This window comes from Herbaspirillum lusitanum P6-12 (assembly GCF_000256565.1).
Lineage (GTDB): Bacteria > Pseudomonadota > Gammaproteobacteria > Burkholderiales > Burkholderiaceae_D > Herbaspirillum > Herbaspirillum lusitanum.
This window is the reverse complement of the sequence record NZ_AJHH01000409.1, coordinates 1-12,856: the sequence shown is the minus strand read 5'-3', so window position 1 is coordinate 12,856 and position 12,856 is coordinate 1. Positions and strand designations below refer to the sequence as shown.

13 protein-coding genes and 2 pseudogenes are annotated in these 12,856 nt (G+C 61.1%); 10 read left to right on the top strand and 5 right to left on the bottom strand.

Going from position 1 to position 12,856, the window contains the following annotated elements; all coding sequences use genetic code 11:
- Positions 1 to 22: 22 nt before the first annotated feature.
- Positions 23 to 571: pseudogene (locus HLUSI_RS28550) on the top strand (phytanoyl-CoA dioxygenase family protein); the annotation flags it as partial.
- 90 nt (positions 572 to 661) lie between these two features.
- On the opposite strand, the gene HLUSI_RS28545 reads toward HLUSI_RS28550, so the two are convergent.
- From HLUSI_RS28545 to HLUSI_RS0113345, 3 genes are all read right to left on the bottom strand, one after another.
- Positions 662 to 2,398: a methyl-accepting chemotaxis protein gene (locus HLUSI_RS28545; protein WP_016834456.1), complete on the bottom strand. Its 1,737-nt coding sequence runs from the start codon at positions 2,396 to 2,398 to the stop codon at positions 662 to 664.
- A 99-nt stretch (positions 2,399 to 2,497) separates the two neighbouring features.
- A complete protein-coding gene (locus HLUSI_RS0113350) occupies positions 2,498 to 3,424 on the bottom strand; it encodes an AEC family transporter (RefSeq protein WP_016834455.1) in 927 nt (308 codons plus the stop codon).
- A 13-nt stretch (positions 3,425 to 3,437) separates the two neighbouring features.
- Positions 3,438 to 5,426: a cation:proton antiporter domain-containing protein gene (locus HLUSI_RS0113345; protein ID WP_029363487.1), complete on the bottom strand. Its 1,989-nt coding sequence runs from the start codon at positions 5,424 to 5,426 to the stop codon at positions 3,438 to 3,440.
- 249 nt (positions 5,427 to 5,675) lie between these two features.
- On the opposite strand from HLUSI_RS0113345, the gene HLUSI_RS0113340 reads away from it, so the two are divergent.
- From HLUSI_RS0113340 to hpf, 7 genes and pseudogenes are all read left to right on the top strand, one after another.
- Entirely contained in the window at positions 5,676 to 6,704 is a 1,029-nt protein-coding gene (locus HLUSI_RS0113340; RefSeq protein ID WP_016834453.1) for a KpsF/GutQ family sugar-phosphate isomerase, read from the top strand.
- The gene (locus HLUSI_RS0113335; protein WP_016834452.1) at positions 6,704 to 7,255 is read left to right on the top strand and encodes a KdsC family phosphatase; all 552 of its coding nucleotides are present in this window, start codon (positions 6,704 to 6,706) and stop codon (positions 7,253 to 7,255) included. Before HLUSI_RS0113340 ends, HLUSI_RS0113335 begins: the two co-directional genes overlap by 1 nt.
- The gene (gene lptC, locus HLUSI_RS0113330) at positions 7,252 to 7,863 is read left to right on the top strand and encodes an LPS export ABC transporter periplasmic protein LptC (protein WP_016834451.1); all 612 of its coding nucleotides are present in this window, start codon (positions 7,252 to 7,254) and stop codon (positions 7,861 to 7,863) included. The genes HLUSI_RS0113335 and lptC overlap by 4 nt, the downstream gene beginning before the upstream one ends.
- A gap of 63 nt (positions 7,864 to 7,926) precedes the next feature.
- Entirely contained in the window at positions 7,927 to 8,484 is a 558-nt protein-coding gene (gene lptA, locus HLUSI_RS0113325) for a lipopolysaccharide transport periplasmic protein LptA (RefSeq protein ID WP_016834450.1), read from the top strand.
- Position 8,485: 1 nt separating this feature from the next.
- Positions 8,486 to 9,197 (top strand): annotated as a pseudogene (gene lptB, locus HLUSI_RS28540) (LPS export ABC transporter ATP-binding protein).
- Between the two features lie 35 nt (positions 9,198 to 9,232).
- On the top strand, positions 9,233 to 10,714 hold the full coding sequence (locus tag HLUSI_RS0113315; protein ID WP_016834449.1) for an RNA polymerase factor sigma-54: 1,482 nt from the start codon (positions 9,233 to 9,235) through the stop codon (positions 10,712 to 10,714).
- A gap of 123 nt (positions 10,715 to 10,837) precedes the next feature.
- Positions 10,838 to 11,191 carry a ribosome hibernation-promoting factor, HPF/YfiA family gene (hpf, locus tag HLUSI_RS0113310; RefSeq protein WP_016834448.1) on the top strand — a complete coding sequence of 118 codons (354 nt, stop codon included), beginning with the start codon at positions 10,838 to 10,840 and terminating at the stop codon, positions 11,189 to 11,191.
- Positions 11,192 to 11,254: 63 nt separating this feature from the next.
- Here hpf and HLUSI_RS32680 read toward each other — a convergent pair whose 3' ends face one another.
- Entirely contained in the window at positions 11,255 to 11,509 is a 255-nt protein-coding gene (locus HLUSI_RS32680) for a hypothetical protein (protein ID WP_157137852.1), read from the bottom strand.
- Between the two features lie 24 nt (positions 11,510 to 11,533).
- Here HLUSI_RS32680 and grxD point away from each other — a divergent pair, with 24 nt between their 5' ends.
- Both grxD and HLUSI_RS0113300 read left to right on the top strand, forming a co-directional pair.
- Positions 11,534 to 11,845 (top strand): Grx4 family monothiol glutaredoxin, encoded by a 312-nt coding sequence (grxD, locus tag HLUSI_RS0113305; RefSeq protein ID WP_016834447.1) that lies wholly within the window; start codon positions 11,534 to 11,536, stop codon positions 11,843 to 11,845.
- Positions 11,846 to 11,918: 73 nt separating this feature from the next.
- On the top strand, positions 11,919 to 12,455 hold the full coding sequence (locus HLUSI_RS0113300) for a UbiX family flavin prenyltransferase (RefSeq protein ID WP_414086820.1): 537 nt from the start codon (positions 11,919 to 11,921) through the stop codon (positions 12,453 to 12,455).
- A 90-nt stretch (positions 12,456 to 12,545) separates the two neighbouring features.
- Here the strand turns inward: HLUSI_RS0113300 and HLUSI_RS0113295 are convergent.
- The coding region (locus tag HLUSI_RS0113295; RefSeq protein ID WP_016834445.1) for an SDR family oxidoreductase at positions 12,546 to 12,856 on the bottom strand (311 nt) is incomplete at its 5' end.

The following is a 12,856-nucleotide window of genomic DNA, read 5'->3' as shown; positions in this document are numbered from 1 at the left end:
TTAGTGCGCCGCGCCCCGCGGACGCTTGCGCGCGGCTTGGCAGCGCGACGATCATTTCCGCGCGTGGGCGTCCAATCCGTCTCTGGTGGCGGCGCTGCATCAGCTGTTCGAGGAGCCGGTCAGCGTCACGCTGGCGCATCACAATTGCGTGATGACCAAGCATCCGACCTTCGGCACGGCAACCGGCTGGCATCGCGATATCCGTTACTGGTCGTTCCCGCGCAATGAGCTGATTTCGGTTTGGCTGGCGCTGGGTCCGGAACACGCCGACAACGGCGGCCTCAAGTTCATCCCGCGTTCGCACCTGTTGCAATTGCAACCGGACCAGATGGACGAACTCGATTTCCTGCGTCCGGAAGTACCGGCCAACCAGGCGCTGTTTGCGCAGGGGATTTCCGTGCCGCTCGAAAAAGGCGACGTGGTGCTGTTCCACAGCGGCCTGTTCCATGCCGCCGGTCGCAACAGTTCGGACCAGGTCAAGGCCTCGGTGGTGTTCGCCTATCACGGCCGCAGCAATGCGCCGATTGCGGGCACGCGCTCGGCGGCGGCGGAAGATATCGCGCTGGATTGACGACGAACTGACTGCGCACAAAAAAAGGGGGTTGCCATTGCCGGCAACACCTTTTTTTACGTCCCGAAGAAACGCGTCAGAACTAACGCGTCAGAACTGTTCCCAGTCGTCGTCGTTCGGCTTGACCGCCGCACTCGCGGGCAAAGCCGGTGCAACGGCGGGCTTCGCCGTCCTAGCCACAGTGGCCGCAGGCTTCTTCTCCGCGGTGACCGCTACCGGACGCGGCGTGATGTCGACCGTGCGCACCGGGGTCGACGTCTTCGGCGTCGATGTCAACTGGCGATTGCCGTCCAGCTTGAACACGCTGACCGACTGCGTCAGGCGTTGCGCCTGGTCCTGCAACGATTGCGCCGCAGCGGCGGCTTGTTCGACCAGCGCGGCATTCTGCTGCGTGGTCTCGTCCATCTGGGTGATGGCGCGGTTGACTTCTTCGATGCCCGAACTTTGCTCCTGGCTGGCAGCGGTGATCTCGCCCATGACGTCGGTCACGCGTTTGACGCTGGCGACCACTTCATCCATCGTGACGCCGGCCTGCTCGACCAGCTTGCTGCCCTCGCCGACCTTCTGCACCGAGTCGTCGATCAGGGTCTTGATTTCTTTTGCGGCGGCAGCCGAGCGCTGCGCCAGGCTGCGCACTTCCGACGCCACCACGGCGAAGCCGCGGCCCTGTTCGCCGGCGCGGGCGGCTTCCACCGCCGCATTGAGCGCCAGGATGTTGGTCTGGAATGCAATGCCGTCGATCACACTGATGATGTCGACAATCTTTTTCGACGAATCGTTGATGTTGTTCATCGTCACCACCACCTGGCTGACGACGTTGCCGCCCTCTTGCGCGATGTGCGAGGCCGACGCGGCCAGTTGATTGGCCTGGCGCGCGTTGTCGGCGTTCTGCTTGACGGTCGAGGTCAGCTCTTCCATGGCCGAGGCGGTTTCTTCCAGCGAGCCGGCCTGGCTTTCGGTGCGTGCGGACAGGTCGAGGTTGCCGCTGGCAATTTCACTGGAGGCGGTGGAGATGGTGTCGGTGCTCACGCGCACTTCGCCGACGATCTGCTGCAAGCGGGCGTTCATGGTTTTCAAGGCCTCCATGAGCTGGCCGGCTTCGTCGCGCGAATGCACCATGATGTCTTGCGTCAGGTCGCCGTCGGCCACACCGCGCGCCACCCGGACGGCTTCATTGAGCGGTCCGGAAATCGCCCGCACCAGCCAGATTCCCATGATCAGCGCGACCGACAATCCAATCACGATGGCGGCGATGGTCAGGGTCAGGAAGGTGTCGTAACGCGCCTGCGATTCGTTGTAGAGCTGCTTGCTGACGTCTTGCTGCAAGCGGGTCAGCTTGGCCATGGTGACGTTGATCTGCTTGAATATTTCCAGCAGCGGACCGTTGTACAGGTCGGTTGCGCCCTGGAAGTCGCGGTTGTGCAGCGCTTCCACAGCGGGTTTGACGCCTTCGGCGATGAACTTCTTCTTTTGCGCGGTGAATTGCTCGGTGAGCTGCTTTTCTTCCGCGGTCAGCGAGGTCGCCAGATAGGCTTGCCAAACCTTCTCGCCGTCTTGCAGCGTCTTCTCAAGCGCATCCATGTTCTTGTCGATTTCGCCGGAGTCGCCGACGATGGCCGTCGAAATGGCGTAGCGGCCGGATTCAACGGCCGTGGTCACCTGCGCCAGTTGCCCGAGTGCAACCACCCTGTCTTCGTATAACGATTTCAATGCGGAATTGGTTTGTTGCAGGCTGGTCAGGCCGACGGCGCCGAACAATGCCAGCAACAAGGACAGGAAACTGACGACAAAAACGAGCCGCGCCTTGATGGAAAAATTCTTGAACATGACAACTTCCTTACAGTCGATTAAGCACCCGGAGTGCCCTATTTTGTAAGCATTTCCCGTACCAAGATACGCAAAACAAGGCCCGGCGCAGAGCTTATTTCAACGGATTGAAGGTTGCAATCCCAACCATAGACCGAGCGGCACGAAGATCAGCGCTGCAAGGTTCCCCATGAGCACGATCGACGCCACCTTGTCCGGTTCCTGGCGATATTGTTCCGCCACCATGAAACACAACACCGCCGGCGGCAAGGCGCCGAACAGATACATCTGGCCGCGCTGGCCTGCCGTCAACGGCAACGCCTGATCGAGCGCGAAGGCAACGGCCAGTCCGACCAGCGGACACGTCACCGCGCCGACCAGGCCGATGTGCCAGCTCTTGAAACTGATGTCCATCATGCGCACGCCGAGTGCGAACAGCATGATCGGGATGCTGGCCTCGCCGAGCAGCTTCATCGCCGAAAATACCGGCGGCGGCAATGGCACGTGCAAGACCGCGAACAAGACGCCCAGCACCATGGCGACCATGATCGGGCTCTTGAACAGCTTGAGGAAGGATCCGGGACGGGTGGTGATCGCGCGTCCATGCTGCAGCATCCTGATGCCCAGCGAGAAATACACGAAGGTGGCCGCCGTGAACAAGGCCACCGCCGCCGACAGGCTCTCCGGGCCGAACGCCAGCAGCATCAGCGGCACGCCCATGTTGCCGCCGTTGTTGTACATCATCGGCGGCAGGAAGGTGCGCTTGTCGTAGCCCAGCATTGTTGCCACCGGCCAGGCCAGCAGCGCGGAGCCAAGCGAAATGATCACGCTGGCAAGGATCAGCCAGCCATTGTGGGCGAGGTCGAAATCCTTGGCCGACAAGGCGCTGAACACCATCAGCGGGGCCAGCACCTCCATCGATACGCGATTGACCGAGGCCATGTCGGAACGCACTACTTCGCCGCGCCAGCGCGCATAACCGTAGCCGATGGCGATGATGGCGAAGACGGGAAGGATGATCCCGGTGATGCGTTCAAGGATTTCCATTCAGGTCCGCGATTTACTTTTTGAGGAGGCGTTTTTCGGCGCGCAGGATGTTTTCGCCGGTGCCGCGCAACACCACGATGTCGCCGGTCTGCAAGACGGTGTCCGGCGTGAATCCGACGCGCAGCTTGCCGCGCCTGAGCATGGTGACTTCGGTGTCGAATTGCTCCAGCGCGACCTGATACAGCGTCTTGCCGATGGCGCTGGCACCTTCGTTGAGCGCGACCGATTGCAGCCGCACGTTGAGGTTGTCATTGTCTTCGGGCACGTCCGAGGCGCCGTGGAAATAGCCGCGCAAAGAGGTGTAACGCTCGTCGCGCGCGCTTTGCACGCGATGCACCACGCGGCGCAGCGGCACACCCAGCATCACCAGCGCATGCGAGGCCAGCATCAGGCTGCCTTCCAGCGCTTCGGGGACGACTTCGGTGGCACCGGCCTCGAGCAGTTTGTCGAGATCGGCATCGTCGTGGCTGCGCACGATGACCGGCAAGGTCGGCGCCAGTTCGTTGGCGTGGTGCAAAACCTTCAGCGCCGAGGGCGTGCTGGCGTAGGTCACCACCAGCGCAGCGGCGCGGTGAATGCCGGCGGCGACGAGACTTTCACGGCGGGCGGCGTCGCCGTAGGAGACATTGGCGCCGGCTTCGCGGGTGTCGTGCACCAGGTCCGGGTCCATTTCCAGCGCGTGATAGGGAATGCCTTCTTCTTCGAGCAGCTTGGCCAGGCTCTGGCCGCTACGGCCGAAGCCGGCAATGATGACGTGCTTCTGGCTCGACATGGTGCGCGTGGCCAGTTGCGTCAGCGCCAGCGATTGCAGCATCCATTCGTTGGCCGACAGCTTCATCACGATGGCGTCGGACTTGGCCAGCAGGAACGGCGCCGCCAGCATCGACAGCACCATCGACGCCAGGATGACCTGGATCAGCAGCGGATCCATCAGTTGCAGGCCGCCCGCCTGGTTCAGCAGCACAAAACCGAATTCTCCGGCCTGCGCCAGCGCCAGGCCGGTACGCAACGCCACGCCGGTGGTGGAGCCGAACAGTTTGGCCAGACCGGCGATCAGCACGAATTTGAGCAGCACCGGGCCGACCAGCAGCAGCAGCACCAGCCACCAGTGTTCCAGCACCAGGTGCACATTCAGAAGCATGCCGATGGTGATGAAGAACAACCCGAGCAGCACGTCGCGGAAGGACTTGATGTCTTCTTCCACCTGGTGCTTGTATTCGGTTTCGGAAATCAGCATGCCGGCGATGAACGCGCCCAGCGCCAGCGACAGGCCGGCTTTTTCGGTAATCCAGGCGGCGCCGAGGGTGATCATCAGCAGATTCAGCATGAACAGTTCCTGCGAGCGCCGCTTGACGACGATCTGGAACCAGCTGCGCATGAGCTTCTGGCCGAAGAACAGCAGCAGCGCCAGCACCACCAGCGCCTTGATCGAGGCCCAGGCCAGCGTGACGACGAGATTGCCGGAATTCTTGGCCAGCGCCGGCACGATGATCAGCAGCGGCACCAGCGCCAGATCCTGGAACAGCAGGATGCCGAGGATGCGGCGGCCGTGTTCGGTTTCCAGCTCGAGCCGCTCGGTCAGCAGTTTGGAGACGATCGCGGTGGACGACATCGCCAGCGCGCCGCCCAGCGCAAACGCCGCCGGCCAACTGATTTCATTGAGTTGCGGGAGGATGTAGGCAGCGCTCCAGCCGAACACCATGGCCACCGCGATAGTCGCCAGCACCTGCGCCACGCCCAGGCCGAAGACGATGTGCCGCATGGCCGACAATTTGGGCAGCGAGAATTCCAGCCCGATCGAGAACATCAGGAACACCACGCCGAACTCCGCCAGCGCGTGCGTGGTTTCATTGTCGTCGGCAAAACCGAGTCCGTGTGGGCCGATCACGATGCCGACGACGAGATAACCCAGCATCGGCGGCAGATGCATCATTCGAAAAGCGACAACCCCAAGCACTGCGGCGCCGAGTAGAAAAAGAGTGAGCTCTAGTCCTGAAAACATGTAGTGGAAAACGAAGCAATTTTTAATGTGGAGGCCACAAGGCCTTTAAGCCAGAATCATGCCTGCCGCCCATGGATTCCGATCGGTATCGCATTGCAGCATCTCTGCTGCGACCAGCCTGGTCCCCAGGTTTTTCATGCGTTTGCGCCGCAGGTTGCCGCGCCGGATTCCGCGACATGGCATCCCTGACGCTACACGAGGTTACTTCTGGCAAGTTTTTTGCTTTCGTAATTCGTTTATACTTCGGTTATGAGTGTAACCGAAGCCAAAATCTTGCCAAAATCTTTTTCTGCAGAACGCGCCCAGCGCGCGCTTGAGCTCGCCCGTCAAACCCTCCAGATCGAAGCCGACGCCATCCTGGCGCTGAAATCCCGCATGTCGGACGCCGATGCCGAACCGCTGGCCCGCGCCGTCGGCATTTTGCTCGAATGCAAGGGCCGCGTGGTGGTCTCCGGCATTGGCAAATCCGGCCATATCGGCCGCAAGATCGCCGCCACCTTCGCGTCCACCGGCACGCCGGCGCTGTTCATGCATCCGGCCGAAGCCGCGCACGGCGATCTCGGCATGGTCACCCCTGGCGATGTTTTCATCGCCATCTCGAATTCCGGCGAGACCGCCGAGCTCATGGCCATCGTACCCATCATCAAGCGCATGGGCGCCTACCTGATCGCCATGACCGGCAACGACGACTCCAGCCTGGCGCGCCTGTCGGCGATCCACCTGAACGTCGGCGTCGCCAAGGAAGCCTGTACGCTCAACCTGGCCCCTACCGCCAGCACCACCGCCACGCTGGCGATGGGCGACGCGCTCGCGGTATCGCTGCTGGACGCACGCGGCTTCCTCGAAGAAGACTTTGCCCGCTCGCATCCCGGCGGTGCGCTGGGCCGCCGCCTGCTGACCCACGTGCGCGACGTGATGCGCACCGGCGACGCCATTCCGGCGGTCAAGCCGGATGTGTCGCTGTCGGCGGCGCTGATGGAAATCACCCGCAAGGGCATGGCGATGACCGCCGTCATCGACGACGACAACCGCCCTATCGGCGTGTTTACCGATGGCGACCTGCGCCGCTTGCTGGAGCGCGGTGAAGATTTCACCAAGTCGTCGATTGCCGACATCATGCACCGCGGTCCGCGCACCATCAATCCCGATCAGCTGGCGGTCGACGCCGTCCAGTTGATGGAAGAATTTCGCATCAACAAGGTGCTGGTGGCCGACGCCCAGGGCAAGCTGGTGGGTGCGCTGCATATCCACGACCTGACCCGTGCCAAGGTAATCTGATGACGGATCGATTCAGCAAGGCCAGCGCGGCCGCAATCGCCAACGCCCGGCAAGTCCGGCTGATGATTTTCGACGTCGACGGCGTGCTGACCGACGGCGGCCTGTATTACGGCCCGGAAGGCGAACCGGTCAAGCGCTTCAACGCGCTCGACGGCCACGGCATCAAGATGCTGCAGCAATTCGGAGGCATCGCCACGGCCATCATCACGGCGCGCCAATCGCCGATCGTTCTGCGCCGCGCCAAGGACCTGGGCATCGCCCATGTGTTCCAGGGCGTGCACGACAAGCGCGTCGCGTTTGCGCAGTTGCTGGAACAAACCGGTATCGCGATGTCTGCCTGCGGCTACCTGGGCGATGACGTGATCGATTTACCGGTGCTGACCAAGGTCGGCTTCACGGCCTGCGTCGTCAACGGCCATCACGACGTCAAGCAACGCGCCGACTACATCACCGAGAGCGCCGGCGGCAACGGCGCAGCGCGCGAAGTCTGCGACTTCATCCTGACCGCGCAAGGCTATTACGAGGCGGCCCTGGCCGCTTACCTGGCATGAGCAACCGCAGCGGCGAACGCTCAGCGCAGCGCATCCGGCTGATCGTCATCCTGGTGGTGCTGACGGCGCTGGCGCTGGGCAGCTTCTGGGTGCTGCAAGTCATGCGGCGCAATACCGACGACACGCTGGCCGCGCGTCCGCGCAGCAAGCCGGATTATTACGTTGAAGATTTCAGTTACGTGAAGATGTCCGAGACCGGTCAGCCGCGCTACGACATCACCGGCAAGAAGATGGTGCATTTCCCGACCGACGATTCGTTCGAAGTGACCTTGCCCGTCATCACCAGCCTGACCAAGGAAAAGCCGCCGATGACCCTGCGTTCGCAGCGCGCCAGAATTGAAGACGACAACAGCAAGATCCACATGTATGACAACGTCAACGCCGATCGCTCTGCGTTCGGCACTGCCGAAGACATGCACCTGAAAACCGAATACCTTCTGTTGCTGCCCGATGAAGACATCGCCCGCACCGACAAGCCGGTGGAAATCACGATGGGTCAATCCATCATGACCGGCACCGGCATGATCGCCAACAACGCGACGCAGGAATTTCAATTGCTCCACAATGTGCGCGGCACGTACCAGCCGCGCTCACGTCCGTCCCGTTAGCCGTTAGCCCTCAGCCCCTATCGCCAATTGGCACAATCAAACGAGATACTTGCGCAGGATCCTATGAAAACGACATCCCTACTGCCGCTGTTCACCGTGCTTCTGATGAGCGTCGCCGGCATCGCCCGCGCCGAACGCGCCGACACGGAAAAGCCGACCCGCATCGAAGCCGAGCAAATGGTGTACGACGACGTCAAGCAGGTGAAGACCTTCACCGGCAACGTCGTGCTCACGCGCGGCACGCTGCTGATCAAGGCCGGCAAGGTGGTGCTGACCACCGATCCGGCCGGCTATGAATTCGCCATCCTGTACGCAGCGCCGGGCCAACTGGCGAGTTTCCGCCAGAAGCGCGACGGCGGTCCGAACCTGTGGATCGAAGGCCAGGCCGAACGCATCGAATACAGCGAGAAGACTGAAATCTCGAAACTGTTTACGCGCGCCCATATGCAGCGCATGGACGGCCCGCGCGTGACCGACGAGGTCAACGGCGAGTTCATCTCCTACGACAGCCGCGCCGAGTTTTATTCGGTCAACAACACCAACACCGGCGAAAGCAAACCCGGCGGCGGTCGCATCACCGCGATCATCCAGCCGCGCGTCGATTCTTCGAAGGGCCAATAACATGGCGATCAGTTCTCTGGTTGTACGCGGATTGCAAAAAAGCTACGGCGCCCGCCAGGTCGTGCGCGATGTCTCGCTCGAGGTCGCCAGCGGCGAAGTGGTCGGACTGCTCGGCCCCCAACGGCGCCGGCAAGACCACCTCGTTCTACATGATTGTCGGCCTGGTGCCGTCCGACGGCGGCGAGATCGACCTCGACGGTTCGGCGATTTCGCGCTTGCCGATCCACGAGCGTGCGCAACTCGGCCTGTCCTATCTGCCGCAGGAAGCCTCGGTGTTCCGCAAGCTCAACGTGGAAGACAACATCCGCGCCGTGCTGGAACTGCGCAAGGAAGACGGCAAGTCGCTCAGCCGCGATGAAATCGAAGGCCGCCTCAACAGCCTGCTGCACGAATTGCAGATCGAGAAGCTGCGCGAAAGCCCGGCGTTGTCGCTGTCCGGCGGCGCGACCGATCCGCGCTTCGTGCTGCTCGACGAACCGTTCGCCGGTATCGATCCGATCGCCGTGATCGAGATCCAGCGCATCGTGCGCTTCCTCAAGGAACGCGGCATCGGCGTGCTGATCACCGACCACAACGTGCGCGAAACACTGGGCATCTGCGACCGCGCCTACATCATCAATCAGGGCACCGTGCTGGCCAGCGGCAGCCCCGACGACATCATCGCCGATGAATCCGTGCGCCGCGTGTATCTCGGCGAACACTTCCGCATGTAATCTGCACGCAATTTTTGCGGCCAACTGAAAACTGAATGAAACAATCCCTCCAGCTTCGCACCTCCCAGCATCTCGCATTGACGCCGCAGTTGCAGCAGTCGATCCGTTTGCTGCAGCTGTCGACACTGGAGCTGCATCAGGAACTGGAACAGATCCTGTCGGACAATCCACTGCTGGAACGCCTCGACGACGCGCTCGACAATTCCGTGCGGCTGCTGGCCGACGGCGCCCTCAGCAGCTCGCCTTCGGCGCAGGCCGAGCCGGTCGAGAACAGCGCGCCCAGCGCCGCGCCCGCTGAAGGCGAAGCCGGCGATCCGCAGGACAGCCCGGCCGGCGACGAGCATGCCGGCAGCGACGCCGACTGGAGCTTCGACGACGTCGCCCGCACCGGCAAGACGCCCGACGACGAAGACTCACGCCCGCAACTCGAAGCGCACGACGTCACCTTGCGCGAACACTTGCAGGAGCAGACCCGCCTCACCGTACGCAGCCTGCGCGATCGCGCATTGATCGAGCTGATCGTCGATGCGATTGATGACCACGGTTATCTCGAAGAGCCGCTGGAAGAAATCCACGCACGCCTGCCCGAAGAACTGGAAATCGAACTTGACGAACTGACCATTGCGCTGAAGCTGCTGCAGAGTTTCGATCCGGCCGGCGTCGGCGCGCGCAGTGCTTCGGAATGCCTGGCGCTGCAGATCCGGCGCCTGCCGAAAGTTGCCTTTGTCACACGCCGGCTCGCGCTCACCATCGTCGAGGATTATCTGGCGCTGTTCGCCCAGCGCGATTTCAACAAGATCAAGAAGGCGCTCGGTTGCGACGATGAAGACCTGCGCGAGGCGCAAGCCGTGATCCGCCAGTGCCATCCGCATCCCGGCGCGGTGTTTGCCTCGGGCCGGTCCGACTACGTCGTGCCCGACGTGATTGTCAAAGCATCCAAGGACGGCTGGCAGGTTTTGCTCAACCATGACGTGATGCCGCGACTGCGCGTCAACGCCATGTACGCCAATGCGCTCAAGCAAACCAAGGGCGACGGATCGCTCGGTTCGCAGCTGCAGGAAGCCAAGTGGCTGATTAAAAATATGCGTCAGCGCTTCGACACGATTTTGCGTGTCGCCCAGGCAATTGTTGAGAGGCAACGCAACTTTTTTTCACATGGCGCAGTTGCCATGCGCCCCCTTGTGTTGCGCGAAATAGCTGATACACTAGGTCTACACGAGAGCACTATTTCTCGTGTAACGACTCAGAAGTACATGCTGACCCCGCATGGCATGTTTGAGTTGAAATACTTCTTCGGCAGCCACGTCGCAACAGAAACCGGAGGTGAAGCTTCCTCCACTGCGATACGGGCTCTCATCAAACAACTGATAGGAGCAGAAGACCCTAAGAACCCACTCTCTGATAGCAAGATTGCAGATATGTTGGCGGAACAGGGCATGGTGGTGGCGCGACGGACCGTCGCGAAATACCGCGAAGTGCTCAAAATCCCGCCGGTGAATCTCCGCAAATCTCTGTAAGTTTTTCTGAAGCAAAGCATCGTTGCTGTGTTCTGTTGAGTTCGGGTGTTTTGTTCTGGTGCTGCCTGCAAGCAACCGGACAATGCGTAAGAACCTCCAGCAATCTCACGATAGGAGTGCTGTATGAATCTGACCATTAGTGGCCATCACCTCGATTTGACCCCCGCCATCCGCGAGTACGTGCAAAACAAGCTGACGCGCATCAAGCGCCACTTTGACCATGTGATCGACATCAGTGTCATTCTCAGCGTAGACAAGCTGACCGAAAAAGAAAAACGCCAGAAAGCAGAAATAAACGTTCATATCAAGGGGAAAGACCTGCATGCCGAGAGCATTGCACACGACCTGTACGCCGCCATTGACATGCTGATCGACAAGCTGGATCGCCAGGTCATCAAGCACAAGGACCGCGTACAAAACCATCACTCGATGGCAAAACGCCTGCCGGAAGAACCGGTTTCCGCATCTGCCTCGTGATAGCCAACTAGCCGGCGGACTGGACCGGCAACAGAAAAAGGGCGCGCAAGCGCCCTTTTTCATTCATGTCCCCGCACCGGCGATCATTGCCCGGTAGAAAATCCGCATAGGATATAAATAATTTACCTCGTCGGTGGGCTTCGCGGTGGGCTTCGACTTGAAGGCGCCGATGGCGACCTTATCTTTTCCACAGCCCTTCGGATCAGGAAAATGATTTTGATACAAAGCATTTCCCGAAGACAATATTTCACCAACCGCAAGACAAGTCGCCCGTCCGACTCCAACGCACGCGCCCGCTTTTTCATATAATGGCGGCATTGCGAACTTTTTGAAGGTGTAGTCATGAGCGAAGTCCAATCCTGGATCAAGGAAACCGTTACCCAAAACCCCGTCGTGCTGTTCATGAAGGGCACGGCGCAATTCCCGCAATGCGGCTTCTCGGGCAAGGCGATCCAATTGCTCAAGGCCAGCGGCGCGGAAAACATCGTGACCGTCAACGTGCTGGAAAGCGCCGACGTGCGCCAGGGCATCAAGGAATACTCGAACTGGCCGACCATTCCCCAGCTGTACGTGAAGGGTGAATTCATCGGCGGCTCCGATATCCTGAGCGAAATGTACGAATCGGGCGAATTGCAAACCCTGTTCAAGGACTGATCTCCTGTCCATCGCTACAAATTCCACGCCGCCCCGCCAACGCCTGATCGTCGCCATCACCGGCGCGACCGGCGTGGCGTACGGCGTGCGGCTATTGGACGTGCTGCGCGAGGCGGATGTGGAAACCCATTTGCTGGTGTCCGAAGCCGGTGTGCTGAACCTGCACCAGGAACTCGACATGAGCCGCAAGGACGTCGAAGCGCTGGCCGATGTGGTCCATCCGGTGCGCGACGTCGGCGCCTCGATCGCCAGCGGTTCGTTCGCCTCGTCGGGGATGATCGTTGCGCCCTGTTCGATGAAGACGCTCGCCGCCATCGCCAACGGCCTGTCCGACAACCTCATCTCGCGCGCCGCCGACGTGGTCCTGAAAGAACGCCGCCGCCTGGTGCTGATGGTGCGTGAAACGCCGTTCAATCTGGCCCACCTGCGCAACATGACCAGCGTTACCGAAATGGGCGGCATCATCTTCCCGCCGCTGCCCGGCTTCTACCAGCGCCCTGCTTCCATGGAAGAGATGGTGGACCATACGCTGGGGCGCGTGCTGGACATGTTCGGGATCTCCATGCAGCTCACGCCGGAGTGGCAGGGCATGAAAGGTGGAGCGGATTGAAGCCGCATACACACGCTATAAAAAACGCGCCGCAGATTCTCCTGGCGGCGCGTTTTTCTTTTGGCCTATCGCGGCCCCTGGCATCGTGAATCAACCACGCCCGATGTAGGGCATCTTGGTCGCCATCACCGTCATGAACTGCACATTGGCATCCAGCGGCAGGCTGTCCATGTAGAGGATCGCCTTCGCCACATGGCCGGCATCCATGGTCGGCTCAACCTGGGTCGACCCATCGGCCTGCAAGGTGCCCTTCTTCATCAGCTCGGTCATGTCGGTCGAGGCATTACCGATATCGATCTGGCCGCAGGCGATGTCGTAGCGGCGACCGTCCAGCGAAGTCGACTTGGTCAGGCCGGTGATCGCATGCTTGGTCGCGGTGTACGACACCGAGAACGGCCGCC